Annotated in this window: 26 protein-coding genes; 12 read left to right on the forward strand and 14 right to left on the reverse strand. The window is 70.5% G+C overall.

The window, feature by feature from the left end; translation table 11 throughout:
• Position 1 precedes the first annotated feature (1 nt).
• From FBY21_RS14775 to FBY21_RS14790, 4 genes are all read right to left on the reverse strand, one after another.
• Complete coding sequence (locus tag FBY21_RS14775; protein ID WP_142011980.1) at positions 2-217, reverse strand: hypothetical protein; 216 nt, start codon at positions 215-217, stop codon at positions 2-4.
• A 110-nt stretch (positions 218-327) separates the two neighbouring features.
• Positions 328-1,014 carry an energy-coupling factor ABC transporter permease gene (locus FBY21_RS14780; protein ID WP_142011982.1) on the reverse strand — a complete coding sequence of 229 codons (687 nt, stop codon included), beginning with the start codon at positions 1,012-1,014 and terminating at the stop codon, positions 328-330.
• Positions 1,011-1,487 carry a hypothetical protein gene (locus tag FBY21_RS14785; protein ID WP_052807598.1) on the reverse strand — a complete coding sequence of 159 codons (477 nt, stop codon included), beginning with the start codon at positions 1,485-1,487 and terminating at the stop codon, positions 1,011-1,013. Before FBY21_RS14785 ends, FBY21_RS14780 begins: the two co-directional genes overlap by 4 nt.
• The gene (locus tag FBY21_RS14790) at positions 1,484-1,909 is read right to left on the reverse strand and encodes a GNAT family N-acetyltransferase (protein ID WP_107331796.1); all 426 of its coding nucleotides are present in this window, start codon (positions 1,907-1,909) and stop codon (positions 1,484-1,486) included. The genes FBY21_RS14785 and FBY21_RS14790 overlap by 4 nt, the downstream gene beginning before the upstream one ends.
• A 119-nt stretch (positions 1,910-2,028) precedes the next feature.
• Between FBY21_RS14790 and FBY21_RS14795 the strand changes: the two genes are divergently transcribed.
• From FBY21_RS14795 to FBY21_RS14850, 12 genes are all read left to right on the forward strand, one after another.
• Entirely contained in the window at positions 2,029-2,655 is a 627-nt protein-coding gene (locus tag FBY21_RS14795; protein WP_044406964.1) for a DUF1780 domain-containing protein, read from the forward strand.
• A 79-nt stretch (positions 2,656-2,734) separates the two neighbouring features.
• Positions 2,735-2,908: a DUF3094 family protein gene (locus FBY21_RS14800; protein WP_044406847.1), complete on the forward strand. Its 174-nt coding sequence runs from the start codon at positions 2,735-2,737 to the stop codon at positions 2,906-2,908.
• 63 nt (positions 2,909-2,971) lie between these two features.
• Positions 2,972-4,273, forward strand: a complete 1,302-nt coding sequence (locus FBY21_RS14805; RefSeq protein WP_044406844.1) for an NAD(P)/FAD-dependent oxidoreductase — start codon at positions 2,972-2,974, stop codon at positions 4,271-4,273.
• Positions 4,274-4,521: 248 nt separating this feature from the next.
• Positions 4,522-5,535: a LysR family transcriptional regulator gene (locus tag FBY21_RS14810; protein ID WP_082078230.1), complete on the forward strand. Its 1,014-nt coding sequence runs from the start codon at positions 4,522-4,524 to the stop codon at positions 5,533-5,535.
• On the forward strand, positions 5,532-6,284 hold the full coding sequence (locus tag FBY21_RS14815) for a 2OG-Fe(II) oxygenase (RefSeq protein ID WP_142011985.1): 753 nt from the start codon (positions 5,532-5,534) through the stop codon (positions 6,282-6,284). The genes FBY21_RS14810 and FBY21_RS14815 overlap by 4 nt, the downstream gene beginning before the upstream one ends.
• A gap of 9 nt (positions 6,285-6,293) precedes the next feature.
• Positions 6,294-6,941: a DNA oxidative demethylase AlkB gene (gene alkB, locus FBY21_RS14820; protein WP_142011987.1), complete on the forward strand. Its 648-nt coding sequence runs from the start codon at positions 6,294-6,296 to the stop codon at positions 6,939-6,941.
• Between the two features lie 30 nt (positions 6,942-6,971).
• Positions 6,972-7,202, forward strand: a complete 231-nt coding sequence (locus tag FBY21_RS14825; protein WP_044406836.1) for a hypothetical protein — start codon at positions 6,972-6,974, stop codon at positions 7,200-7,202.
• A 44-nt stretch (positions 7,203-7,246) separates the two neighbouring features.
• Positions 7,247-7,798, forward strand: a complete 552-nt coding sequence (locus FBY21_RS14830) for a methylated-DNA--[protein]-cysteine S-methyltransferase (protein ID WP_142011989.1) — start codon at positions 7,247-7,249, stop codon at positions 7,796-7,798.
• Positions 7,799-7,800: 2 nt separating this feature from the next.
• Positions 7,801-8,436 (forward strand): DNA-3-methyladenine glycosylase family protein, encoded by a 636-nt coding sequence (locus FBY21_RS14835; RefSeq protein ID WP_107331219.1) that lies wholly within the window; start codon positions 7,801-7,803, stop codon positions 8,434-8,436.
• An 82-nt stretch (positions 8,437-8,518) separates the two neighbouring features.
• Positions 8,519-9,640, forward strand: a complete 1,122-nt coding sequence (gene ada, locus FBY21_RS14840) for a bifunctional DNA-binding transcriptional regulator/O6-methylguanine-DNA methyltransferase Ada (protein ID WP_044406829.1) — start codon at positions 8,519-8,521, stop codon at positions 9,638-9,640.
• The gene (locus FBY21_RS14845) at positions 9,616-10,272 is read left to right on the forward strand and encodes a 2OG-Fe(II) oxygenase (protein WP_142011992.1); all 657 of its coding nucleotides are present in this window, start codon (positions 9,616-9,618) and stop codon (positions 10,270-10,272) included. The genes ada and FBY21_RS14845 overlap by 25 nt, the downstream gene beginning before the upstream one ends.
• Complete coding sequence (locus FBY21_RS14850; protein WP_142011995.1) at positions 10,262-10,552, forward strand: Ada metal-binding domain-containing protein; 291 nt, start codon at positions 10,262-10,264, stop codon at positions 10,550-10,552. Before FBY21_RS14845 ends, FBY21_RS14850 begins: the two co-directional genes overlap by 11 nt.
• 302 nt (positions 10,553-10,854) lie before the next feature.
• On the opposite strand, the gene FBY21_RS14855 is transcribed toward FBY21_RS14850, so the two are convergent.
• From FBY21_RS14855 to FBY21_RS14900, 10 genes are all read right to left on the reverse strand, one after another.
• Entirely contained in the window at positions 10,855-12,105 is a 1,251-nt protein-coding gene (locus FBY21_RS14855) for an acyltransferase family protein (RefSeq protein WP_142011997.1), read from the reverse strand.
• 27 nt (positions 12,106-12,132) lie between these two features.
• Positions 12,133-12,879, reverse strand: coding sequence for an SDR family NAD(P)-dependent oxidoreductase (locus FBY21_RS14860; RefSeq protein ID WP_142011999.1), 747 nt, complete (start codon positions 12,877-12,879; stop codon positions 12,133-12,135).
• A gap of 56 nt (positions 12,880-12,935) precedes the next feature.
• Complete coding sequence (locus FBY21_RS14865; protein ID WP_142012001.1) at positions 12,936-14,648, reverse strand: GMC family oxidoreductase; 1,713 nt, start codon at positions 14,646-14,648, stop codon at positions 12,936-12,938.
• Positions 14,649-14,715: 67 nt separating this feature from the next.
• The gene (locus FBY21_RS14870; protein WP_142012003.1) at positions 14,716-15,480 is read right to left on the reverse strand and encodes an SDR family oxidoreductase; all 765 of its coding nucleotides are present in this window, start codon (positions 15,478-15,480) and stop codon (positions 14,716-14,718) included.
• A 34-nt stretch (positions 15,481-15,514) separates the two neighbouring features.
• On the reverse strand, positions 15,515-16,243 hold the full coding sequence (locus FBY21_RS14875; RefSeq protein WP_044403762.1) for a cupin domain-containing protein: 729 nt from the start codon (positions 16,241-16,243) through the stop codon (positions 15,515-15,517).
• 30 nt (positions 16,244-16,273) lie between these two features.
• Positions 16,274-17,998, reverse strand: coding sequence for an FAD-dependent monooxygenase (locus tag FBY21_RS14880; RefSeq protein ID WP_142012006.1), 1,725 nt, complete (start codon positions 17,996-17,998; stop codon positions 16,274-16,276).
• Positions 17,999-18,017: 19 nt separating this feature from the next.
• Positions 18,018-18,731, reverse strand: a complete 714-nt coding sequence (locus tag FBY21_RS14885) for a methyltransferase (RefSeq protein WP_052807553.1) — start codon at positions 18,729-18,731, stop codon at positions 18,018-18,020.
• A gap of 26 nt (positions 18,732-18,757) precedes the next feature.
• Positions 18,758-21,202: an AMP-binding protein gene (locus FBY21_RS14890; protein WP_142012008.1), complete on the reverse strand. Its 2,445-nt coding sequence runs from the start codon at positions 21,200-21,202 to the stop codon at positions 18,758-18,760.
• Positions 21,203-21,249: 47 nt separating this feature from the next.
• On the reverse strand, positions 21,250-22,047 hold the full coding sequence (locus FBY21_RS14895; RefSeq protein ID WP_044403758.1) for a class I fructose-bisphosphate aldolase: 798 nt from the start codon (positions 22,045-22,047) through the stop codon (positions 21,250-21,252).
• An 8-nt stretch (positions 22,048-22,055) separates the two neighbouring features.
• Complete coding sequence (locus FBY21_RS14900; protein WP_083422472.1) at positions 22,056-23,381, reverse strand: 3-dehydroquinate synthase II; 1,326 nt, start codon at positions 23,379-23,381, stop codon at positions 22,056-22,058.
• Positions 23,382-23,623: the final 242 nt, after the last annotated feature.

Genomic DNA, 23,623 nt, shown 5'->3' on the forward strand with positions numbered 1-23,623 from the left:
CTCAGGGGCGCATGAAGGCGTAGTCCCGCCCGTCATCCAGGTTGTCCGCCAGGAACATCAGCTCCGCCGCCAGGTCCTCCTGCGAGCGCACGCCCTTGCTGCGCTCCACCACCGCACTCAGCAGCGCCCGCAAGGCCAGCGCCTCGTCGAAGCCCTTGCCACCGCCCTGCTCCAGCACCTGCGCCAGCGCGGCGCGCGCCCAATCGTGAACACCCATGGTTGCATCCTCGTTCGAAGTGACCGGGGGATCATCCGCGCGCGCCAGGTCGCCCGACCTTGATCGGCGTCAATCGGTGCCGATCATCGGGGCAGTGAATCCAGCGCCATTCAGCTCCTGTCGTCGTCCTTCCAGGGCGCCTGCAGGTAGCGCGTGCGGTTGAAGGTTTCCAGCCACTCGGGGCAGAACACCACCAGCGCCGTCACCGCCGTACCGTTGATGAAGGCCTCCGGGAACATCACCAGCCACAGGTAGCCGACGAAGTCCTCCAGCCAGGGCGGCATCGGGAAGATGCCATCGATGAACAGCAGCCCCAGCCCCACCAAGGTGCAGAGCAGAGCCGCCAGCGCCGCGGGAAAGAACCCGCAGCAGAAGATGTAGACGAACAGGTTGCGCGGCTGGAAGTGTTCCACCCACTTCGCGCACAGCTCCGTCACCAGCACCGGCAACAGCACCAGCAGCGCCCCGTTGATGCCCATCGCCGCAACGTCCTGGCGCCCCAGCGCCAGCAAACCGAGCTGTGCAACGAGACCACCCAGCACCGCCAGGGGCCAGTCCAGCAGCAGCGTCACCGCCGTCATGCCGATGAAGTGGTAGGAGACCCCGGAATCGAAGTCACGCCGCACCATCCACAACAGGAACAGCGCCAGCACCGTGCCGAACAGCAGGTGCTGGCGCCGGAAGTCGCTGAACAACTCCAGCCACGGCGCGCGCATCACCGCCCAGGCCAGGGCCGGGACGTAGATCGCCCAGCCCAGCCCCAGGCTGGTGTCGGACAGCAGCTCGGCGGCGATCACGGCGCCGGCGGCACCGCGTCCAGCGCCGCGCGCAGCGACTCGGCCGACGCGAAGGCCTTCTGCCCCTGCAGCACGCCGTCACGCAGGGTCAGCACCAGCACCTGGCCCTCGGGGGCCTCGTAGCGCGGCGCCACGCGGGACTCGCGGTCCAGCAGCACGCGGTAGTTGTAGTCCTGCATCGCCGGCACGGCGAACAGCTTGGAAATCACCGACGGCATGCGGCTGATGTCCGCCACGAACACCGCATGGCGCTGTTCGAGGAAGTCCTTCGGCTTGCCGTCCAGAGCCGCCTTCACCAGCTTCGCCCCATCCATGTCGCGCGCCACCAGCAGCAGCCCCAGCTGGTTGTCCAGGCTGTAGGGTTTCTCGTACTGGTCCAGCAGGGTCCAGGGCGCCAGGCGCTCACCCTGTTCCAGCGCCTGCGCACCACCGGCCAGCAGAGCCAGCAGCAGCGCCAAAGAGAGCCGTTTCATCGTGTCACTCCGTTCGTGGAAAAAACCGCGATATCCCCGCGCCGGGACCAGTCCGCCTGGGCGGACCAGAACGCCAGCGCCTCGGGCGCGTCCCGCAGGACGAATACATGGGACTTGCCGATGCCCTCGGCCGCCAGCCGCTGCAGCACCGCGTCCAGCAACCGCCGCGCCAGGCCCTGCCCGCGCAGCGGCACATCCACCACCAGGTGCTGCAGGTAGCCGCGGCGGCCGTCATGCCCGGCCATCAGCGAGGCCACCACCTGGCCCTCGCGCTCCACCAGCAGACTGAGCCCCGGGTTTCGCGCCAGGTAGGCGCAGAACGGCGCATGAGCATCGTCCTCGCGCAGGCGCAGCCCCGGCGTACGCTGCCAGAGGGCGATCAGTTGGGCGTGGTCATCAGGGGTGACAGGGCGAAGGTGCATGGCGGGCATCCGGCAAACGCAGCAGAGTCTATACCAAGGCGCCGGCCGCCACATCGCATCGCAATGCCACACCTGGCGGCGGCTTGCAGCCGACCGCCCTCGCCCCCTACTCTCCGGCCATGGACGAATCCGACTACCTGCGCCTGCTCACCCGCCAGGCCGAGCAGGCCAATGAATTCCTCTCCAACGCGCGCAAGTGGGAGCGCGAACGCTGGGTCTGCCAGCGCCTGCTGCAGGCGCTCAACCAGCCCTATCGGCTGGAAGACTTCAGCACCGGCGCCGAGCCCCCCGACGTGGAGTTCCGCGAGGCCAACTTCGAGGTCTTCTTCGTGCTCGACGAAGGTCGCCGCCTCAACGACGAGTGGCGCGCCGAACTGGAGCGCCGCCGCAGCGCATCCTCCCTCAGCCAATTGCTGCGCCGGGAGACGCGCCCCAAGCGCATCGCCATGAAGGAGCTGCAGGCGACGCTCGCCCCCACGCTGCGCAAGAAGGCCCACAACTACCGCGAACGCGGCCTGGACCCGGCCGAGCTCGACCTGCTCGCCTTCGTCAGCCTCAAGCGCGTGCGCCCCGACTTCAACAGCCCGTTCCCGCCGCCGACCGAATTCCTCCTGCAGGGCTGGCGCTCGCTGTCCGTGGTGGGCCCCACCTACGCTCGTGTGCTTTTCGCCCAGCCGGGTGCCCCGGAGTTCCTCCGTGCCAACCTCGGGCGGACCGTGCTCTTCGACCTTGGCATCGGCCTGTGACCGCTCACGCAAACGCGCATTGAGCGCCGCCGGAAGGCACGTCTAGAATGCACGTCATATTTCCCCGTCGAGGCACGCCATGCCCAGCCGCCTGACACCCGACGACCAGCAGAAGGTCGAGCAGTACCTGAGCCTCCCCCAGCACCAGGTCGAACGCCAGCCGTTCAAGCCCTGGCGGCTCCTGCTCATCCTCCTGGCACTCGTCATCGGCCTGGGCCTGCTCAGCCGCCTCCTCGCGCGACTCGTCCTGTGAGCCGCGCCAAGCGCCACGAAGGCGCCCACGAAAAGAATTTTTATAGCCTTGTGAGAAATCCCCATGACCCATCGCATCGTGATCGTCGGCGGCGGCGCCGGCGGCCTGGAGCTTGCCACCCGCCTGGGTAGAACCCTCGGCAAACGCGGCCAGGCGAAGATCATCCTGGCCGACGCCAACCTCACCCACATCTGGAAACCGCTGCTGCACGAAGTCGCGGCGGGCTCGCTCAACTCCACCGAGAACGAGCTGAACTACGTCGCCCAGGCCAAATGGAACCACTTCGAGTTCCAGCTCGGCCGCATGAGCGGGCTGGACCGCAGCCGCAAGGCCATCCAGCTGGCTGCCACCCTCGACGAGGAAGGCCGCGAACTGGTGCCCGCCCGCGAGGTGGCCTACGACACCCTGGTGATCGCCGTCGGCAGCACCACCAACGACTTCGGCACCGAGGGCGCCGCGCGCCACTGCATCTTCCTCGACACCCGCGAGCAGGCCGAGCGCTTCCACCGGCAGATGCTCAGCCACTACCTGCGCGCTCACGCCCGCGACGGTGACGACGACCAGATCAGCGTCGCCATCGTCGGCGCCGGTGCCACCGGCGTCGAACTGGCCGCCGAACTGCACCACGCCGCCCACGAACTGGCGGCCTACGGCCTGGACAGCATCCAGCCGGAGAACATGCGCATCACCCTGATCGAAGCCGGCCCGCGGGTACTGCCCGCCCTGCCCGAGCGCATCAGCGCCCCGGTGCACCGCACCCTGGAAGGGCTCGGCGTGCGCGTCATGACCGGCGCCGCCGTCAAGGAAGTCACCGCCGACGGCCTGCTCACCGCCCAGGGCGAGAAGATCCCCGCCAGCCTCAAGGTCTGGGCCGCCGGCATCCGCGCCCCGGCCTTCCTCAAGGACCTCGACGGCCTGGAGAGCAACCGCATCAACCAGCTGGTGGTGACCCCCACCCTGCAGACCACCCGGGATGCCGACATCTTCGCCTTCGGCGACTGCGCCGCCTGCCCCCTGGGCGACGGCAGTGAGCGCAACGTCCCGCCCCGCGCCCAGGCCGCGCACCAGCAGGCCTCCCTGCTGGTGAAATCGCTCAAGGCGCGGATCGCCGGCCAGCACACCTTGCCCGAGTACCGCTACCAGGACTACGGCTCGCTGATCTCCCTTTCCAGCTTCAGCGCCGTCGGCAACCTGATGGGCAACCTCATGGGCAGCGTGAAGCTGGAAGGCTGGCTGGCGCGGATGTTCTACATCTCCCTCTACCGCATGCACCAGATGGCCCTGTACGGCGCCTTCCGCACCTTCCTGCTGATGCTCAGCGACCGCATCGGCCGTAGCACCGACCCCCGCCTCAAGCTGCACTAGAAAGAAGCCGGCCGGGCGCTCTAGGCCCGGCCATCCGGCCCGCAAATTCAAGCGCAAGAAACGGAGTGCCAACGCCCCACTGTCCCCCGATAGTGGGCGCGTCGGCCCGTGCGCCCCGCGCAACGGCCACCCGGGGCCCAGGCATGGCCTGGCCCGGCGTGCCCCCTCATTCGCAGTAACCCGGGAGAACGCCCCGCACCCAGCCCTGAAGAACGCAGAGTCGATGACAGACAGGAGACGAAACACACATGGAGCTACGTCATCTTCGCTATTTTCTCGCCGTGGCCGAGGAACTGAACTTCACCCGCGCCGCCGCCCGCCTCCACATCGAGCAATCCCCGCTGTCCCGGGCCATCAAGGAACTGGAGTCCGAGCTCGGCATCCAGCTGTTCGAGCGCAACCCCCGGGGTGTGCAGCTCACCTGGGCCGGCAGCGTGTTCCTCGATAACGCCAAGCGCATCTTCGCCGCCCTCGAACAGGCCCGCATGGACATGCGCGGCGTCGCCCTCGGCTTTCGCGGCACCCTGCGCATCGCCGTGTCCGACGGCATCGCCCCGAATCGCCTGGCCGACCTGCTCGCCCGCTGCCGGCAGGAGGAGCCGGAACTGGGCATCCGCCTGTTCGAGGTCAGCTACGCCCAGCAGGTGAAAGGCCTGCTGGAACACCACTACGACCTCGGCTTCGCCCGCATCGACGCTGCCGGCAGCGGCCTGCAGGCCCAGCCCGTCTGGAGCGACCCACTGGTCGCCGCCCTACCGGCCCGCCACCCGCTGCTCTCGCACCGGCGCATCCCGCTGCAGGAGCTGGTCCGCCACCCGCTCATCCTCAGCCACAGCGAAGTCCACGAAGGGCAGTTCCAGCAGATCAGCCGGCTGCTCCGGGCCCACCTCAGCGAAGACGAAGCCGCCCGCCTCGACATCGCCGAGCAGTACATCTCCCGCGAGACCATGCAGGCCCTGGTCGCCGCCGGCTATGGCGTCGCCCTGGTGAGCGGCACCGAGCGCAGCGACCTGGCCGGCAGCGAGATCGTAACCCGCGCCCTGTCGCTGCCCGACTCCGAACTCACCACCTACCTGCTGCGCCCGGCAGGCGAACCCAGCGCCCACCTCTCGCGCTTCCTCGAACGGGTCGCGCAGACCTGCCGACGCACCGAAGAGCCCAGCCCACAAGGCCTGTTCGACAGCCTGCGGCCCCTGGCACCGCTCACCCGCCTGCGCCCCATGGGCCTGCCCCAGGCCCACGGCAGCCTGTCCGTATCATGAGTGCCGTGCTCTCGTGCCCGGCGGCGCCGGACCTCACCCCCACCGCCCTCCTCGACCGGCTCGATGCCCTGGACTGGCCCCAACTGGAAGCGCAGCTGGACCGCCACGGCCACGCCTGCATCGAGCAGCTGCTGGACGCCGACACCTGCGCCCACCTGGCCGCGCTCTACCCGGACGCACGCACCTTCCGCTCGCGCATCGTCATGGCCCGGCACAGCTTCGGCCAGGGCGAGTACAAGTACTTCGCCTACCCCCTGCCCGCCCTGCTCACGACCCTGCGCCACCGGCTGTTCCCGCCGCTGGCACGGATCGCCAACCGCTGGCAGGCCCGCCTCGGCCTGGAGACGCGCTACCCCGAGACCCTGGATGCCTTCCTCATGCGCTGCCACCGGGCCGGGCAGACACGCCCCACCCCGCTGCTGCTGCGCTACGGAGCGGGCGACTACAACCGCCTGCACCAGGATCTCTACGGCGAGCACAACTTCCCGCTGCAGATCGCCGTCCTGCTCTCCGAGCCCGGGCGCGACTTCACCGGCGGCGAGTTCGTCCTCACCGAGCACCTGGCCGGCACCCAGCGAGCCGACGTGGTGCCCCTGCGCCAGGGCGACGCGGTGATCTTCCCGGTGGACCTGCGCCCCGTACCCGGCAAGCGCAGCGGCTTCCGCCGCGCCGCCATGCGCCACGGTGTCAGCCTGGTGCGCAGCGGCCAGCGCCACACCCTTGGGCTGATCTTCCATGACGCCACCTGAGGAGCGCCCATGACCCCCGACCTCTTCGCCACCCACGCCGGCGGCCAGCGCGAAGCCATGGCCGAGCAGGCCGTGATCCTGCGCGGCTTCGCCCTGGACCAGGCCGACGAACTGCTGCGGCAGATCCTCCAGCTGCAGGCCCAGGCGCCGTTCCGCCACATGCTCACCCCCGGCGGCTTCCGCATGTCCGTCGCGCTGACCAACTGCGGCGCCCTGGGCTGGACCACCGACCGCCGCGGCTACCGCTACAGCGCCACCGACCCGGACAGCGGCGCCCCCTGGCCGGCCATGCCGGAACGCTTCCGCCAACTGGCCCGCCAGGCGGCCGAAGCCGCCGGCTTCCCGGGTTTCGACGCCGACGCCTGCCTGCTCAACCGCTACCAGCCCGGCGCCCGCCTGAGCCTGCACCAGGACCGCAACGAACGCGGCTTCGACGCCCCCGTGGTGTCCGTCTCCCTCGGCATGAGCGCCACCTTCCTGTTCGGCGGGCAGCGCCGCAACGACCCGGTCCGGCGCTTCCTCCTGCACCACGGCGACGTGGCCGTGTGGGGTGGCCAGGACCGCCTGCGTTTTCACGGCGTGGCCCCGCTCAAAGGGCCGCCGCACCCGAGCCTGGGCGAGCAGCGCCTGAACTTCACCTTCCGCCGCGCCGGCTGACGCCGCCGTGCCAGCCACGAGAGCCCCTTCGTGCCCGACCTCACCGACATTCCCGCCGCAGCGGCCGCCCACCTCGGCGAACCGCCAGCGGCCCACGACGCGGCGGAACAGGCCAAGCGCCAGGTGCTGGATGCCTTCCAGGCCATGGTGGATGCCCGCCAGGCCTGGTGGCGCACCCACGAAACGGGGCGGACCGAACTGCACCTCGCCAGCGGCGAGGTCTACCTCCTGCAACGTCACGGCGTGGTCCGGCTGCGCTGAACCCCGCCACAAGGAACACCGTCCATGACAAGGAGAACCACCCCATGAACCTGTTGCTGAGCGCCCTCGAGTCCCAGCTGGGCACCCTGCTGGTGGTCACCGACGCCGAACAGCGCATCCGCGCCCTCGGCTTCGGCGACTACCGCCTGGCGCTGCTACGCAACCTGCGCCAGCGCTTCGGTGACTACCGCCTGCAGGACGTCCCGCTGCCGCGCGAGATCGCCGACGCCCTGCGCGGCTACTTCCAGGGCGACCTGGGCGCCATCGACCGCCTGGTGCTGGAGCCCGACGGCACGCCCTTCCAGCGCAAGGTCTGGGACGCCCTGGGGCAGATCCCGCCCGGCAGCACCCGCAGCTACGGCGAAGTCGCCCGCCAGCTGGGACTGAACGACCCACGCGCCGCCATTGAGGTAGGTGCCGCCAACGCCGCCAACCCCATCGCCGTGCTGATTCCCTGCCACCGCGTGGTGGCCAGCAACGGCGAGCTGCGCGGCTACGCCTGGGGCCTGGAGCGCAAGCACTGGCTGCTGGAGCACGAGCGCGCCCTGCGGCCCCTCGCCGCCACGCCGCGCACCGCCAGCCTGCCGGGGTTCTGAGCATGGCGCTGACGCTGACCCCGCCGGCCTTCACCGATGCCAGCCGCTTCCTCGCCGCCCAGGACGCCGACTGGGCGCGGCACATCGACGCCATCGGCCCCTGCCGGCACCAGCCCCACCCCCAGCGCGAACCCTACGAGGCCCTGGTTCGCGCCGTGGCCTACCAGCAGCTGCATGCCCGCGCGGGCGACGCCATCCTCGCCCGGCTGCTGGCGCTGTACCCCGGCGGGCGCTTCCCCACCCCGAGTGAACTGCTGGCCACCGAACCCGAGCGGCTGCGCGCCTGCGGCTTCTCCGCCCGCAAGCTGCAGACCCTGCTGGGCATTGCCCAGGCCACCGTCGACGGCCAGGTGCCCGGCCGCGACGAAGCCCTCACCCTGGATGACGACGCCCTGCTGGCGCGCCTCACGCCCCTGCACGGCGTCGGGCGCTGGACGGTGGAGATGTTCCTCATCTATACCCTTGAGCGCCGCGACATCCTCCCCGCCGACGACTTCGGCGTGCGCGAGGGCTACCGCCGCCTCAAGGGCCTGGACGAGGCCCCCAGCGCCGCCCGCATGCGCCAGCTCGGCCAGGCCTGGAGCCCCTGGCGCACCGTCGCCGCCTGGTACCTGTGGAGGATGCCGCCCACAGCGTGAATTCGATCGCAAGAACCGGAGTTCTCACCGCCACCAACCCCGTTAACCTGCAACCGTCAACAGGCCCTTTTGGATGAATGCCATGAGCAGGACCCTTCCCACCGCCCCGCGCTACCTCACGGATGACCAGCGCTGGGCCGCCGTCCAGGCACGCGACCCGGCCGCCGACGGCCAGTTCGTCTACGCCGTGCGAACCACAGGCGTGTACTGCCGCCCCAGCTCCTCCGCGCGCCTGCCCAATCGCCGCAACGTCGAATTCTTCGACACCCCCGAGGCCGCCGAAGCCGCCGGCTACCGCGCCAGCCGCCGCCAGGCCGGCGACCGCACCGCTGCCGCCGCCCACCGCACCGCCGTGATCGCCGAGGCCTGCCGCGCCATCGAGGCCGCCGACTCGCCGCCCAACCTGCACCAGTTGGCGGAATGCGCCGGCATGAGCCCCTCGCACTTCCACCGGCTGTTCAAGACCGAGACCGGGCTCACCCCCAAGGCCTACGCCTCGGCCTACCGCGCCCAGCGCCTGCGCCGGGAGCTGAGCGAACAGGGCACCACGGTGACCGACGCCATCTACGGCGCCGGCTTCAACTCCAACAGCCGCTTCTACGAAACCGCCGACCAGTTGCTGGGCATGCGCGCCAGCGACTACCGCGACGGCGGCACCGGTGCCTCCATCCACTTCGCCGTCGGCCAGTGCTCCCTCGGCTCCATCCTGGTTGCCCAGAGCCAGCGGGGTGTCTGCGCCATCCTCCTGGGCGACGACCCGGACGCCCTGGTCCGCGACCTGCAGGACCAGTTCCCCAAGGCCCAGCTGGTGGGCGGCGATGCCGACTTCGAACGCCTAGTGGCCCAGGTGGTGGGCTTCGTCGAAGCCCCGTCCCTGGGCCTCGACCTGCCGCTGGACGTGCGCGGCACCGCCTTCCAGCAACGGGTCTGGCAGGCCCTGCGGGAAATCCCGCCAGGGGCCACCGCCAGCTACACCGAGATCGCCGAACGCATCGGCGCGCCCAAGGCCGTACGGGCCGTGGCCCAGGCCTGTGGCGCCAACCACATCGCCGTGGCCATCCCCTGCCACCGCGTGGTGCGCCGCAACGGCGACCTCTCCGGCTACCGCTGGGGCGTCGAGCGCAAGCGCGAACTGCTGCAACGTGAAAGCCAGCCCAGCCACCCGACGAGCACAGCGCCATGCCTGAAACAGCCTGCGCTCTGAACCTGCCCGAGGACTGGGCCGCCATCGCCCAGGCCCTGGACGAACACGGCCACGCGCCCCTGCCCGGCCTGCTCGACCCGGAGGCCGCGCGGCGGCTGGGGGAACGCCTGGCCCAGGGCCCGCGAGAGCGCCTGGAAACCCTCGGCCTGGGCCAGGGCGAAGGCGTGCGCGCCGGCCTGCCCCACGGCCACTGGGACAGCTTCCACGCCCCGCTCGCCGCCATCGCCAACCGCTGGTGCCAGGCGTTCGGCCAGCCCGAACAGCACGCTGCCCACGGCCAGGTGCACTGCGCCCACCTGACACGCCTCGGCCCTGAGGACTTCATGACCCTGCACCCGGGCGACGACAACCCGGCGCTGCTGCCGGTGCGGCTGTTGGTGCTGCTCTCCGACCCGCAGGACTTCAGCGGCGGCGAGCTGGTACTCACCGAGCAACGGCCGCGCATGCAGTCGCGCCCCTGGGTGGTGCCCCTGGCCCGTGGCGACGGCGTGCTGCTGTGCAACCAGCGCCGCCCCGTGCGCAACAACCAGGGGCAGCTCTACGGCGCCCAGCTGCGCCACGGCATCGGCCGGGTGCGCAGCGGCGTGCGGGTCGGCCTGGAAGTGAGCTTCCAGGGCCGTCATGACGGCTGAAGCGGGCGAACCCAAGGCCTGGCGCCTGATCGGCGCCGACGGCCGCCCCTGCCTCAGCCCGGTGCCCGGCACCCTCGGCGGGCACCGCCGCAACCGCCTCTACGGCCGCCTGGATTGCCGCAGCGCCCTGCTGGCTCTGGCGCGCGGCGGCTACGTGGCACAGCGGGTGTTCTTCCTCGACGAAGCCACCGCCTTGAGCGCCGGCTACCGGCCCTGCGCCGTGTGCATGCCCGAGCGCTACCGGGCGTGGAAAGCCGGCGAGCTGTCGCCTCTCCCGTAGGTGGGCTTCAGTTCGTAGCCCGGGCTTCAGCCCGGGGAGCACAGGCACAGAACCCGGACTGAAGTCCGGGCTACGGAGCCAGCCTGAACAGCCGTCGCGAGCAGAGCTCGCTCCTACAAGGATGCGCAGGCGGGCGGGGCCTCCCCCGTAGGGTGGGCTTCAGCCCACCAATGGCCACCGTTCGTAGCCCGGGCTTCAGCCCGGGGAGCACGGGCGCAGAACCCGGACTGAAGTCCGGGCTACGGAGGCAGCCTGAACAGCCGTTCGCGGGCAGCGCTCGCTCCTAGACAAACGCGTGGGGCTCAGGGCGTCGGGGTGGGTGCCAGGGCCTGGGGCGTGGCGGCTTCGGCGGTGTGGCTGCGTTCGGCGATGCGCTTGCCCAGGGCGATCATCGGTCGCTCCACGGTGCGGTGGATCAGCTCGGTGGCGCCGAACACCAGCACCAGCATCAGCGCCGTGTACTGCGGCCAGAGCGCGTCGGTGATGGCGATGCCTTCGCTGCGGGTGTAGCGGTGCATCAGCTCCAGGGTCAGGAAGAACATCGGGATGTGCACCAGGTACAGGGTGTAGGAGCGCTTGCCCAGGTAGTCCAGCAGCACCTGCAGCGGCTGCGGGAACACCAGCAGGCCGCCCTCGCACGCCGCCATGAACACCAGCGCCAGGGACAGTGCGCAGACCACCGGCACCGCCAGCACGTTGCCGAAGCCGATGGCGGTGACGCTGGCCAGCACCAGCGCCAGCACCGTGGCCAGCAGCGCGCCGGCGTAGCGATGGCGGCCGGCCCGCACGCGCAGGGCGGCGAACCAGGGCTGGGTGCTGGCCAGGTACAGCAGGCAGCCGTAGATCAGCCCGTCGCAACGGGTCTGGGTGAAAAAGAACACCTTCATCGGGTCGGACAGGCTGAAGGGCCGCAGCACCAGGCTCACCAGCAGCAGTGTGCCCAGCAGCGCCAGCACCCGCGCGCGGGTGCTCTTCAGCAGGATCAGGAACAGCGGGTAGAACAGGTAGAACTGCTCCTCCACCGACAGGCTCCAGTACGGCGCCAGCGGCACCCCGCCGGCGATCTTGTTGTCCGGCAACCAGAAGTTGAACGTGTAGGTGAAGATGCCCAGCGCCGCCTGGGCGTTGTACACCGGCGGGGCGAAGTACTGGCCCTGGTTGAGGAACAGGCTGCAGGCCATCACCAGCGCCACCACCATCCAGGCCACCGGCAGGATGCGGAACACCCGGCGCACGTAGAACGCCTTGATGCAGGCCGCCCGCTGCACGCCGCTGCGCAGCCCGTCCAGTTGCTCCAGCAGGGTGCGCGAGATGATGTAGCCGGAGATGACGAAGAACAGGTCGACCCCGCCCCAGGCGTTGCCGAACAGGTCCGCCACCGACTCGGGCCTGGGGTAATGCATGGTGAAGGTCCAGGGGTAGAACACCTGGTACAGGTGGACGTAGAAGGTCAGCAGCACGGCGATGGCACGCAGGCGGTCGAGTTCGAGGTTCCTCGACGGGCCACCCTCGCCGGCAAGGCCGGCGGCGGGCACTTCGGTCTTCATGTTCATGGGTCTACCCCCGGAGGTGGCTGGCGGTCAGAGCTTGGTGCCACCGTCGACGCTGAGGATGTCGCCGGTGATCCAGCGCGAGGCGTCGGAGGCCAGGAACAGCGCGACATCGGCAATGTCCTCGGGCTGTGCGATGCGCTTCAGGGCCTGGATGCCGAGCACGAAGTCCCGCCCCTCGTCGCTGCGCACGAAGCTGGACATCTCGGTGTCCACCACCCCCGGGGCCAGGCCGTTGACGCGGATGCCGCGCCCGCCGAGGGCCTGGGCGAAGTGCAGCACCAGCGTGTCCAGGGCGCCCTTGGTGGCGGCGTAGGCGGGGATCTCGCCCACCGCCGAGCGCGCCCCGAGGGACGACACCATCACCACGCTGCTGCCCTCCCCCATCAGCGGCAGCAGTTGCTGCACGAGGAAGAACGGCGCCCGCACGTTGACCGCGAACAGCCGGTCGAAGTCCTCCACGCGGGTGTCCTCCAGGCGGGCCGTCTGGGCAATGCCGGCGCAGGCCACCAGCACGTCGAGCCGGCGCACCCGCTCGCCCACCTCGGCAGCGAGGATGCGCGGCCCGTCGACGCTGGCCAGGTCCGCCACCAGCACGTCGGCGCGGCCGCCCCGGTCGCGGATCTCGGCGGCCACGGCGCGGGCCTCGTCCACGCCCCGGTTGCAATGCACCAGCACATGGGCGCCGGCGGCCCCCAGGGCCAGGGCGGTGGCCTTGCCGATGCCACGGGAGGCCCCGGTGACCAGGGCGGTCTTGGAAAGCAGGGAATGCTGCATGGTGGTTCTCCTGGATTCAGTTCAGGGAGCGGCGCTCCGCGGGATGGGGTGAGGGTTCAGGCGGTTTCAGCGAGGCGCTGGCCGTGACGCTGCTCGGCCACCAGCACCCGCGCCGCCAGTTGCGCCACGGTGAGCACCGAGGCATGGATGTTCACCGTCGGCATTTCGGGGATGACCGAGGCGTCCACCACCCGCAGGCCGGACACGCCCCAGACCCGGAAGCGCCCGTCCACCACGCTGCTGCGCGGGTCGCGCCCGGCGCTGCAGGTGCCGGTGTAGTGCAGGCCGGGCCCGCCGTTGCGGGCGATGAAGGCGAGCTTCTGCGCCGGGGTGTCCAGCGGGTCGCTGGGGTAGAGCCCGCCGAAGTAGTCGGTGACCCCGGCGCCGATGGCCAGGCCACGGTCCAGGGCGGCGAGCATGATGTCGCGGTCGATGGCCTCGCCCAGGTAGTTGGGGTCGATCAGCAGGGACTGGCGCGGGTCGGTGCCGGCCAGGCGCACCCGCCCCCGGCTGCGCGGCTTGGCCAGGAAGGGGATGACGGTGTAGGAGCTGCCGCTGGGCAGGGGCACCGGGCCGAAGGGGTACTGCATGCCGGCCACCTGGATGTCCGGCGCCTGCTGGCCACTGCCATGGTGGTAGTAGCTCATGGTCGCCACGCCGTTGGAGACCTGCGGGGGGATGGCCAGGCGCGAACGGTACTGCAGGCTGAGCAGCAGGTGGTCCTGCAGGTTCTGCCCCACGGCCGGCAGGTGCAGCCGCACCGGGATGCCCTGTTCGCGCAGGGCCTGCTGCGGGCCGATGCCGGAGAGCATGAGCAGCTTGGGCGACTCGCAGGTGCCGGCGCAGAGGATCGTTTCGCGGCGCGCGCGGATCGACACCAGGCGGTTGTCCACCAGCACCCGCACACCCTCGCAGCGCGAGCCCCGGAGGATCAGGTTGGTGATCAGCGCCTCGCTCAGCACGCTGAGGTTGGGCCGGGCCAGTGCCGGCACCAGGAAGGCCTGGGCCGGCCCAACCCGGTAGCCGTCGGCGGTGGCGTTGACCTCGGTGATGCCGGCGCCTTCCAGCGGCAGCCCGTCGTTGAGGGTCTGCACGCCGAGACCGGTGGCGCTGCTGGCCGCCAGGTAGGCGGCAGTCAGCGGGTGCTCCCCGGCGAAGCGCCCGAGGCGGATGCGCGGTGCGCCCTGGCCGGCGGGACTGCCCACGGGCTGCACCATGTCCAGGTAGGCCCGGTGCAGCGCCTCCACCGTCCAGGGGGCGCCGACCAGCTGCTGCCAGCGCTGCAGGTCGCGGGGGTCGCCGCGCAACCAGATCATCGCGTTGATGCTGCCGGAACCGCCGACGATGCGCCCGGCCGCCAGGCTCTGGGCACGCTGGTCCAGCTGCGGCTGCGGGGTGCTGGTGCGGGCCCAGTCGGTGTCGCTGCCGAGGTTCTGCAGCCACAGCGCGACTTCGCGCACCTTGGGTTGGTCGATGCGGTGGCTGCCGGCCTCCAGCAGCAGCACCGAGGCGCCGGTGGCGGAGAGCCGGTCGGCCAGCAGGCAACCGGCGGACCCGGCGCCGACGATGATGTAGTCGTAGTCCCGGCGGTGGTTGGGGCGGCCTTGTCCAGCGGCGGCCAGGGCGGCAGCGGGCAGCAGCCCCATGCCGGCGGCACCGGCCCCCAGGGCCAGCAGGCGGGTGAGGAAGTCCCGCCGCCCGGAGGCGCCGAAACCGGCCGTCGCTTCGCCCTCGCCCGCAACGCCGGGCATGTCGTTGTGCGTCTTCATGTCGATGCGGATTCCATTCGCGGTGGGGACGGGCGCCGCGATGGCGGCGCCCGGGTCGGCCGAGGCCTCAGGTGCGGGTGATGGTCACGCCGCCTTCCACGAACAGCGTGGTGCCGGTGACGAAGCTGGAGGCATCGGAGGCGAGGTACAGCGCCGATTGGGCGATTTCCTCCGGGTGGGCCATGCGCTTGAGGGCGTGGATGCTCTCGACGAAGGCCTTCTGCTCCGCCGTGGAGGCGGCGGCGCGGCCCATCTCGGTGTCGGTGCCGCCGGGCAGCAGCACGTTGACCCGCAACCCCTGGGCGCCGTATTCGGCGGCCAGGGTGCGGGTCAGGCCCACCAGGCCGGCCTTGCTGGCGGCGTAGGCGGCCATGCCGGGGAAGCCGACGCTGTGGCCGACGAAGGAGGAGGTGAAGATCAGCGAGCTGCCGGGACGCTTGAGCAGTTCGGGGATCTGGTGGCGGGCGCTGAGGAAGGCGCTGGTGAGGTTGGTGTCGAGGGTGTCGTGCCAGCCCTCCAGGCTGATGTCGGTCACGCTGCCCAGGGCGCCCATGCTGCCGGCGTTGTTGAAGGCGATGTCCAGGCCGCCGAACTGGCCCACGGCCAGGGCCACGGCCTCGCGGGCGCAGGCTTCTTCCTTGACGTCGCCCACCAGGGCCAGGGCCTTGCCGCCCAGGGCGTGGATCTCGCCCAGCAGGCGGTCCAGGCAGTCGGCACGGCGGGCCACGGCCACCACCTTGGCGCCTTGGGCCGCGAAGAGCTTGGCGGTTTCATAGCCGATGCCGGAGCTGGCACCGGTGACGATCGCGGTCTTGTTCGCCAGAGTTTTCATGCGTTCACCTTTTCTTCCATGTCGTGTTGAGGGATCAGTCCCGTTTGCCGGACTCGAAGAGCCGGATCAGTCCGTCCAGGTTCTTGCCGAAGGGCGGCTCGCCCTCCTCCACCGTCTCGGCGTACTGCCAGAAGTCGGTGCTGAACATCATTCCGTAGTCGCGTGCTTCGCTGACGGCCTTGAGCTGGACGATGGGGTTGTTGCGGGCACCGCGCACGCCGGGGAGGATCGGCCGGGCGATGGATTCGAAGTAGTCCTTGAGGGTCACTTCGGGGGTGTCGGGGGTCCATACCAGCCACATCATCACGGTCTTGTCGGTGATGTTGACGAAGCCGTGGATGTGGTTGCGCCGGCCGAACACCATGGCGCCCTTCTTCATCGGGATCATGCGGATGGTGTCGCGCCCGGACACGTCCGGCGGGTTGTCCAGGTCGGTGTAGGTGCGGGTGCCCATGAACATCACCACGCCGCCGTCGGGGGCGTAGAACCACTCGTCGGTGCGGGTGTGCACATGCAGCGGCGGGCCGGAGCCCGGGGGGATCTCCACCTTGGCCATGAGGTAGCGGCCACGGGTGGTCTCGCCGGTCTTCACGAAGCGGATGGAGGCCCCTTCGGGCTCGCCGTTGACCACCTGCGGGTTGGGGTCGTCCTCGATCAGGGCGAAGGCCGCCGCGTTCTCCTGGGCGTCGTCCGCGTACTCGGATTCCAGCCCGCTCGCCTCAAGGGCCGGTTCCCGGATTCGTTCACTTGCCAATGCACTCATGTCGCCTCCTTGATGCCATCAGGTTGTCGATCAGCCCACTGCACTGAATACGCAGCCCAGCACCGGGCCGGGGGCCTGGATGCCCGCCACGCCCTGCCCGACGAGGCGGTCCAGCAACGCGCCGGCATCCTCCGGCAGGGCGTCACCGCGCCAGCCGATGTGCTGGTCGGGCCGGACCAGCAGCAGCTGCACTGCGTAGAAGGTGAAGGCGGTGGCCGGCAGGTCGACCACCTCCAGGGGAATGCCACGGACCCGTGCCGCTTCCACCAGGCGCGTGGCCTCGGGGGCCTGCGGGCCGTTGCGCAAGAGGGTGAAGCCGACGCCCAGCCGGTCGAACACCGAGCACCGGCCGGTGCTGCCGTCGGCGATCCACAGGTGCGGCAGGCGCCCGCCCGGCAAGGTGCTGGGACGGTAGAGCAGCGGGTCGTCCTCGGGGGGCATGCCGTCGTCCGGCCAGAGGATCGGCGAGCCGTCGTAGCGGGCGCCCAGCTCGACGCCGAGGGAGGCGAACTGCCCACGGAACTGCTGCAGCGCCTCGCCCAGGCGCGCCCGCGCCTGCTGGCCGGCGGGCCCCGGGTCCTCGACCTCGGCGGGCACGTCCACCTGGCCGACGCGCTGGGTGAGGCGGCGGGCGGCGTGGGTGTTGCGCAGGGTGACCGGGCGGCGCTCCAGCTCGTAGGTGGCCAGGAGCCCGTCGCCGGCCCAGCCCTGCACGGCGGCGGCGAGCTTCCAGGCGAGGTTGGCGGCGCCGTCGATGCCGGTGTTCATGCCGAAGCCGCCGGTGGGCGAGAACAGGTGGGTGGCGTCGCCGGCCAGCAGCACCCGGCGGTCGGCGAAGCGCTCGGCCACCAGGGCCAGGCCGCCGTGCCAGACGGCATGGGCCAGCACGCTGACCTCGACGGGCTCGCCGATGCCCCGCTGGATGGCGCGGATCACCGCGTCGTCCTGGGGCATCTCGTCGTGGCTGCGGGCCTGGGTCATGAGCAGGAACTCGTCGGCGCCGTCCAGGCTGATCAGCAGCATGCGCCCTTCCGGGGCGACGACGTTGTACATCCAGGCCTTGCGGTCCGGCAGCAGGCGCCGGTGCAGGTCGGGGATGCGCACGTGGCTGGAGAACATGCGCCCGCTGAGGAAGCCGCCGGTGCTGCCGTCCGGGCCGATGTAGCCGATGCCCAGGCGACGCCGGACGAAGCTGTGGCCGCCGTCGCAGCCCACCAGGTAGTCGGCGCGCCAGTGCTCGTCGGCAGCCTGCCCGGCGCTGTCGACGGCATGCAGGCTGACGCCGTCGGCGTCCTGCTGGAAGTCGTCGACCCGCCAGCCGAAACGCAGCTGGATGCCGGGGCGGGTGCGCAGGTGGTCCAGCAGGAAGCGCTCGACGTACATCTGGTTGGCCCGCAGCAGGGGCTCGGGCACCTGGTCGGTGTCCGGCGCCTGGCGGGCCGCCTGCAGGCGCTCGCGCTCGGCGGGCATGTCCAGGCGCGCCAGCTCCCAGCCGTTGAGGCGGGTGAAGTAGGCGACGTCCCGGGGGTGGTCGGCGGGCAGGCCGAGCCGGCGGATGCCGTCGGACAACCCGAGCCGCCGGTAGTGCTCCATGGTGCGGGCGTTGTGGGTGTTGCCCTTGGGGTGCCAGCGGGTGGTGCGCTCGCTGTTGAACAGCACCACCGGCACGCCGTGACGGTCCAGGAACAGGGCGAGCATCATCCCCACCGGGCCGCCACCGACGATGGCCACCGGGGCCTTGAGGGTGTCGTGCATGGCGATCGCTCCCGTGGGCTCAGGCCCCGGCCGGTGCGTGGGCACCCGGCAGGAGCTGGAGGATGTCGTAGCGCGGCGCGCCGTCGCCCTGGCCGCTGACCGAGGCGATCACCCGCGACGCGTAGCCATGCTCGCGCAGCAGGGCCTCCAGGGCCTGGCCGTCGCCCTGGCTGCTGAAGCCCATCAGCAGCATGCCGCCGAGGGCGAGGTGGCGCGGCGCTTCGTCGAGGAAGCGCCGGTGCGCGGCGTACCCCGGGTCGCAGAAGGCCAGCATGATGGCGGCGTCGAACACATGGTCGGCTTCGACGAAGACGAAGTTGGAGTTCCAGAAGATGACGTCGAAGCGCTCGCCCTCCTCCAGCACGTCGAACAGGTCGCCCTGGCGGATGGACATGCGCGCGGCGACGCCGTGCCGGTTGGCGTTGGCGCGGGTGTTGGCGACGGCATCGGCGCTGATATCGCTGGCCACCACCACGGCGCAGCCTTCGAGGGCGGCGGTGACGGCGGTGACGCCGGCCCCGCAGCCGATCTCCAGGAAGCGCCCGCCCCGGGGATAGGGCAGGTGGCGGGTGAAGATGCCGGTGGACTGGAAGTGGGTGGGCGGGAATACGCCGTCCTGGACGACGAAGCGGCGCCCCATGCATTCGTATTCGTCCTGCTGGTCGGCCTGGGCGGCGGCGAGCCGCTGGCGCACCGAGGCGAGGGCGTCGGGTTGGAAGGTGGCCTGGGTCATGGTTCGGTCCTTGTTCGTGGGCGCGCTCAGCGCTCGGTTCCGGTGGAGGCCAGCGGGCGTTCGGATTCCCCGGCCTGGCGCTGCAGGTGCAGCAGGGCCTGTTCGTGCTGGCCGGCCAGCAGGGTCTCGGCGAGGCCGCGCAGGCGGCGCTTGAGAACCTTGCCGGTGGCGCCGACGGGGAGGAACGCGAGGTCGCTGGCCACGGCCACGGCCAGCTCGCCGTCCGCCAGGGTCACGCCCCGGCGGGCGGCGGCCTGGTGCAGGGCGGGCAGGACGCGGGCGGCCAGGGTGGCGGCCTGGTCCAGCGCCTGCCGTTCGGGCAGGACGATGGCGAGCACGCGGGTGCCCTCGGCATGAGCGGGGTCGACGCCGACCACGGTGACGTCGCAGACGCCTTCCACCTGCTGCGCGGCCTCTTCCAGCTGCAGGGTGTAGAGGGCACCGCCGGTGGCTTCGATGACGTCCACGGCGCGGTCGATCTGGAAGAACTCGCCGTCACGGCAGTAGGCGACGTCGCCGGTGAGGAAGTAGCCGCCACGCCAGGCTTCGACGGTCTTCTGCGGCTGCTTCCAGTAGCCGGAGGTGACGGTGGGCGAGCGCACGGCCAGCAGGCCGACTTCGCCGGGCTTCACCTCTTCGCCGCTGCGGGGGTCGAGGACCTTGGCCACGGCGATGTCCACCGGGCGGCCTATGGAGCGCTGGTCGGCCAGGGATTCGCGGGTGGATTCGCTGCGGAACAGGGCCATGCCCAGTTCGGAGCTGCCGAAGGCGTCGATGAAGCGCGACTGCGGGGCGCCGTCGAGGATGGCGCGCACGTGGCTCTGGTGGGAGGCGTCGCCCATGGCGAACCAGCGGCGCACGCCGGGGAATTCGCCGGGGTGGATGCCGCCGTCCACCAGCAGCACGTAGCTGCGCGGGAAGGCGACCACGGTGGTGGGCTGGAAGTAGCGGATGGCTTCGCGCAGGGCCTGGCCGTCCTGGGTGCCCAGCACGTAGGTGGGGATGCCGTGGAGGATGGCCGTCTCCAGGTGGCTGATGGCCGCCGAGTGGGACTGCGGCAGGGCGGTCAGCAGGCGCTCGTCGGGGCCTTCGGCGAAGCGGCCGATACGGGCGCGCTTGCCCATGAAGAACTGCCGGTGCTCGAAGCGCACGGCCTTGGGCAGGCCGGTGGTGCCGGAGGTGTGGCTGAGCATGACCAGGGTCGAGTCCTCGGGCTCCAGCGGCCACCAGGCGGGCAGCTGCGGGTCCGGGTCGAGGCGCGACAGGCTGACGTCGAGCACGGCCTGGGGCGCCTGGTTGCGCCACTGGCGGACGAAGGCGCTGGTGGCCAGGGTGGCGCTGTCGGTGACCAGGCGCTCGAAGCCGTTCTCGGCCATGTAGGCGAGGCCGAACTCGGCGGGCATGGCCGGGTTCATCAGGGAGATGGCGGCGCCGAGGCTGGTGAGGGCGAGGTAGTGGAGCATGGGCATGAGCCCGTCCTCGACGCTGACGGCCACTACGTCACCCGGCTTGACGCCCTGTTGCAGGTACCAGTCGGCCAGGGCCATGCGGTGGCGCTGCAGGTCGTTGAGGCCGAGGGCGCTGACCGGGGCGCCCTGCAGGAGGTGCAGCGGCCGGTCGAGGAACAGGAACGGCTGGTCGGCGGTGGTGCTCAGGGCCAGGCAGCGGTCGAGGAAGTTGGCGCTGCCGAGGCTGGCGTCGGCGCGCAGGGCCTGGAGGGCGTCGGGGCTGGTGAGGGTGCCCTGGGCCTGGCCGGTGCCGCTGCCCTGCCCGACCAGTTCGGCGAGCATGTTCATGCGCAGGTGGACCATTTCTTCGCCGATGGCGATGACCCGGCTGCGCAGGTAGGGCCGCTCGCCGAGCATGCGGTCGATGATGTCGCGCATGACGATGGCGTGCTGCTCGTCCTCTTCGATGTGCAGGACGAAGAAGTGCTCGGCCTCGGCCGGGGCGTTGTGGCTGCGCAGGGCGTCGAGCACCGGGCCGTAGATCAGCGGGACGATGGCTTCGGCGCCGAGGCAGAGTGCGGCCAGGCCGTCCAGCGGGTCGCTGCTGCGGCAGTGGCGGAACATGGCGTCGATGAGCTGGCGGGTGCCGTCCAGCAGCGGGCGGCTGCGCGGGGCGGCGGCCATCAGGTCCATGGAGCGGCGATACAGCTCGGCGTGGGAGATGTCGACGCTGTCGCCGCCGGAGAGCTCTTCGGTGAGGTTGTGGGACAGGGCCTTGAACTCGCCCTGGTCGGCCAGGCTGCCCATGAGGGCGCACAGGTAGCGGGTGAAGTACTGGGAGTAGTAGTGGTGCTGGATGAGGAAGTGGCGCAGCTGGTCGAGGCTGACCGCGCCGTTGCGGCAGGCCACGAGGAAGGGGTTGGCCCTGAGCTGGCCGAGCAGGCCCTCGGGGAAGAGGTCCGTCCAGAGGGGGGACAGCACGTAGTCGTTGCGGCCGTCGGCGCGCATGTCGAGGTGTTCCATTGACCTTCTCCTGGACGGCCGCGGGGCGGCCGTCGGTTGAGTTCCATTCACACGGCGCGGCTGAGGTATTCCGTTTCGCCCCGGATGCAGTCCGCCAGGCGGCGCAGCAGGTCGAGGGGGCGGGGGTGCTGGAAGACGTTGCGGCCGACGCAGAGCCCGGCGGCGCCACTGGCGAGCATGGCGCGGGTCATGGCCAGCAGCCGTTCGTCCTCGGTGCGCTCGCCGCCGGCGAAGAAGATGCGGATGTCGCGGCAGTGGGTCTCCACCAGTTCGGTGCATTCGACGCTGGTTTCCGGCAGGGCCAGCTTGACGGCGTCGGAGCCGAGTTCGGCGACCACCCGCACCAGGTGGCTGAGGCGCCGCTGGCGCTCCTGGGCGGTGAGCCCGCGCACCTTGTCGTAGAGCATGGTGAGGATGGGCAGGCCGGCGGCGTGGGCGGCGTCGGTCATGGCGCCGAGCTGGGCGACGTTGTGCTGGAAGTTGTCCTCGGTGAAGTTGACCTGCAGGGACACCGCGTCTGCCCCCAGCTCCAGCGCGGCGTCGACGCTGGCGACGGGGATCTTGGTGTCGGGCTCGGGGGCGATGCTGGCCATGCCGTTGAGGTGGAGGATGATGCCGGTGGCCGGGTGCAACATGTCCCGCAGGATGAGCCGCTCGATCAGGCCCTTGTGGGCAATGATGGCGCTGATGTGGTCGCTGCCGATCCACTTCTCGAAGTCGGCGGTCTGGGTCATGCCGGCAATCGGTCCAAGGGTCAGGCCGTGGTCGATGGGGACGATCAGGCCGCGGCGCGAGGCCGGGAACAACAGCCGCCGTTCTCGGAGAACTCTGCTGATGTAGCTCATGGCGCCCTCTATTTCTCGATGATCGATTCGTTGATCTTGATGCCGACGTGGCGCCCGGGCTCGGTGACGTAGCCGAGGACCTTGTCGCCGGGCTTGAGCTCGGAAATGTTCAGGGGCTTGGCGGCGTCGGAGAAGATGCGCACGTGCCAGTCGTCCTGCATGAGGACGTTGACCCGCTCCTTGCCGGGGAACTCCACTTCGATCAGGCGCAGCGGGCGCTGCTCGATCTTCATCCGGCCGACGGCGGCGCGGCGCACGCGCCCCTTGGAGTTGACGATCATGATCGGCGAGCCGGCCTTGAGCTCGCTCATGTAGTCGGTGCGGTTGTCGGTGTTGAACACGTAGGAGTGCACGGCGCCGGCGTTGACGCGGAACGGCCGCAGTTCCATGTAGGGCAGGAAGTAGACCTCGGGGCAGCAGAGCACGCCGCCCTGGGAGGTGCTGCCGACCAGCATGCCTTCGTCGGGCTCGAACAGGGTGGCGGCGTCGATGCAGGCACGGTAGCCCATGCCGACGGGGCGGCTGTCGATGACGGTGCCGACCTGGATGTTGAGGTTGGCGTAGCTCTGCGCCTGGGACATGCGGGCGAGGAATTCGCTCATCACGCCGTGGTCACGGGGGGAGAAGATCACCCCTTCGGCGCCGTATTCCATTACGCCGTAGGAGACGATGGCGTCGTCGACGTCGGTGGGCGCCTTGATCTCCTTCATCAGCACGGTGGAGGTGGGCTGCAGCGAAGCGATCACCAGCTCCAGGGGGATGTTGGTGGGGTCGCGGAAGAGGATCCACAGGTAGTTGAAGCGCAGCCCCTGGTCGATGGCGCCGAGCAGGCTGTCGCGGTCGTCCACGTAGCTGGTGAAGCAGGTGAGCAGGCCATCCTGGCCCAGTTCGGCCAGGGCCTCGGCGTCGTTCAGGGCGACGGAGCGGTTACGGGCGGCGGCGCCCTTCTTGAAGGCTTCGAAGTCCGCGCCTTCGCGGAAGGCCTTGAGCTCGGCGGCGTTGCGCAGGCGCAGCACCACGTGCATGCGCGCCGGCACGGCGGGGAGCAGTTCGGCGAGGTTGTCCATATAGAGGACGATGCCGGTGTACAGCGAGTTGATGACGCGGACGAAGATGCCGTCGTCGGGGCGCTTGCTGGCCAGCTGGGCGCTGTCGAACCAGACCAGCTGGCTGTCGTTGGCGGTGCGCTTGGATTCACCGGCCTTGCGGATGTTGGCGAGCCTGACCGAGCTCCGCCTGGAAATGGTTTCTGGCGTTTCGAAGTCCTGCGGGACAGCTACTTCCTTGGCGATCTGGACGTCCTTGCCCTTCACCCCGGCGCTTGTGTTGCTCATGTTCCCTCTCCTGGCTGCGTGCCCTTGGTGAAACGTGGTCATGTAGAGGGCATCCGGATACCCGCTTGCGTACTGCTCTACATTCGCAACCTCTACGGGGATCCCTATCCCGTCGGGCCGCCCAGCCTTCCCCTTCGGCCAGCCGCGGGGCGGCCGATGGGGTCGGATTGCAGGGGGCGGGCCCGGCACGCCCGGCCGGGTGGTGGTAGTGGTGTCCCGGGCCGTTCTGACGTGGGGCGGAG

It is taken from the genome of Pseudomonas sp. SLBN-26 (assembly GCF_006715895.1).
GTDB lineage: Bacteria > Pseudomonadota > Gammaproteobacteria > Pseudomonadales > Pseudomonadaceae > Metapseudomonas > Metapseudomonas otitidis.

Bases quoted from the DNA above. Each gene is read 5' to 3' on its own strand.
- alkB (WP_142011987.1), top strand. From the start codon at position 6,294: ATGACCCCCGACCTCTTCGCCACCCACGCCGGCGGCCAGCGCGAAGCC.
- FBY21_RS14885 (WP_052807553.1), bottom strand. From the start codon at position 18,731: ATGACCCAGGCCACCTTCCAACCCGACGCCCTCGCCTCGGTGCGCCAG.
- FBY21_RS14860 (WP_142011999.1), bottom strand. From the start codon at position 12,879: ATGCAGCATTCCCTGCTTTCCAAGACCGCCCTGGTCACCGGGGCCTCC.
- FBY21_RS14795 (WP_044406964.1), top strand. From the start codon at position 2,029: ATGGACGAATCCGACTACCTGCGCCTGCTCACCCGCCAGGCCGAGCAG.
- FBY21_RS14895 (WP_044403758.1), bottom strand. From the start codon at position 22,047: ATGAGCTACATCAGCAGAGTTCTCCGAGAACGGCGGCTGTTGTTCCCG.
- FBY21_RS14865 (WP_142012001.1), bottom strand. From the start codon at position 14,648: ATGAAGACGCACAACGACATGCCCGGCGTTGCGGGCGAGGGCGAAGCG.
- FBY21_RS14785 (WP_052807598.1), bottom strand. From the start codon at position 1,487: ATGAAACGGCTCTCTTTGGCGCTGCTGCTGGCTCTGCTGGCCGGTGGT.
- FBY21_RS14870 (WP_142012003.1), bottom strand. From the start codon at position 15,480: ATGAAAACTCTGGCGAACAAGACCGCGATCGTCACCGGTGCCAGCTCC.
- FBY21_RS14900 (WP_083422472.1), bottom strand. From the start codon at position 23,381: ATGAGCAACACAAGCGCCGGGGTGAAGGGCAAGGACGTCCAGATCGCC.
- FBY21_RS14875 (WP_044403762.1), bottom strand. From the start codon at position 16,243: ATGAGTGCATTGGCAAGTGAACGAATCCGGGAACCGGCCCTTGAGGCG.
- FBY21_RS14805 (WP_044406844.1), top strand. From the start codon at position 2,972: ATGACCCATCGCATCGTGATCGTCGGCGGCGGCGCCGGCGGCCTGGAG.
- FBY21_RS14845 (WP_142011992.1), top strand. From the start codon at position 9,616: ATGCCTGAAACAGCCTGCGCTCTGAACCTGCCCGAGGACTGGGCCGCC.
- FBY21_RS14880 (WP_142012006.1), bottom strand. From the start codon at position 17,998: ATGCACGACACCCTCAAGGCCCCGGTGGCCATCGTCGGTGGCGGCCCG.
- FBY21_RS14855 (WP_142011997.1), bottom strand. From the start codon at position 12,105: ATGAACATGAAGACCGAAGTGCCCGCCGCCGGCCTTGCCGGCGAGGGT.
- FBY21_RS14830 (WP_142011989.1), top strand. From the start codon at position 7,247: ATGAACCTGTTGCTGAGCGCCCTCGAGTCCCAGCTGGGCACCCTGCTG.
- FBY21_RS14850 (WP_142011995.1), top strand. From the start codon at position 10,262: ATGACGGCTGAAGCGGGCGAACCCAAGGCCTGGCGCCTGATCGGCGCC.
- FBY21_RS14790 (WP_107331796.1), bottom strand. From the start codon at position 1,909: ATGCACCTTCGCCCTGTCACCCCTGATGACCACGCCCAACTGATCGCC.
- ada (WP_044406829.1), top strand. From the start codon at position 8,519: ATGAGCAGGACCCTTCCCACCGCCCCGCGCTACCTCACGGATGACCAG.
- FBY21_RS14890 (WP_142012008.1), bottom strand. From the start codon at position 21,202: ATGGAACACCTCGACATGCGCGCCGACGGCCGCAACGACTACGTGCTG.
- FBY21_RS14835 (WP_107331219.1), top strand. From the start codon at position 7,801: ATGGCGCTGACGCTGACCCCGCCGGCCTTCACCGATGCCAGCCGCTTC.
- FBY21_RS14800 (WP_044406847.1), top strand. From the start codon at position 2,735: ATGCCCAGCCGCCTGACACCCGACGACCAGCAGAAGGTCGAGCAGTAC.
- FBY21_RS14810 (WP_082078230.1), top strand. From the start codon at position 4,522: ATGGAGCTACGTCATCTTCGCTATTTTCTCGCCGTGGCCGAGGAACTG.
- FBY21_RS14815 (WP_142011985.1), top strand. From the start codon at position 5,532: ATGAGTGCCGTGCTCTCGTGCCCGGCGGCGCCGGACCTCACCCCCACC.
- FBY21_RS14775 (WP_142011980.1), bottom strand. From the start codon at position 217: ATGGGTGTTCACGATTGGGCGCGCGCCGCGCTGGCGCAGGTGCTGGAG.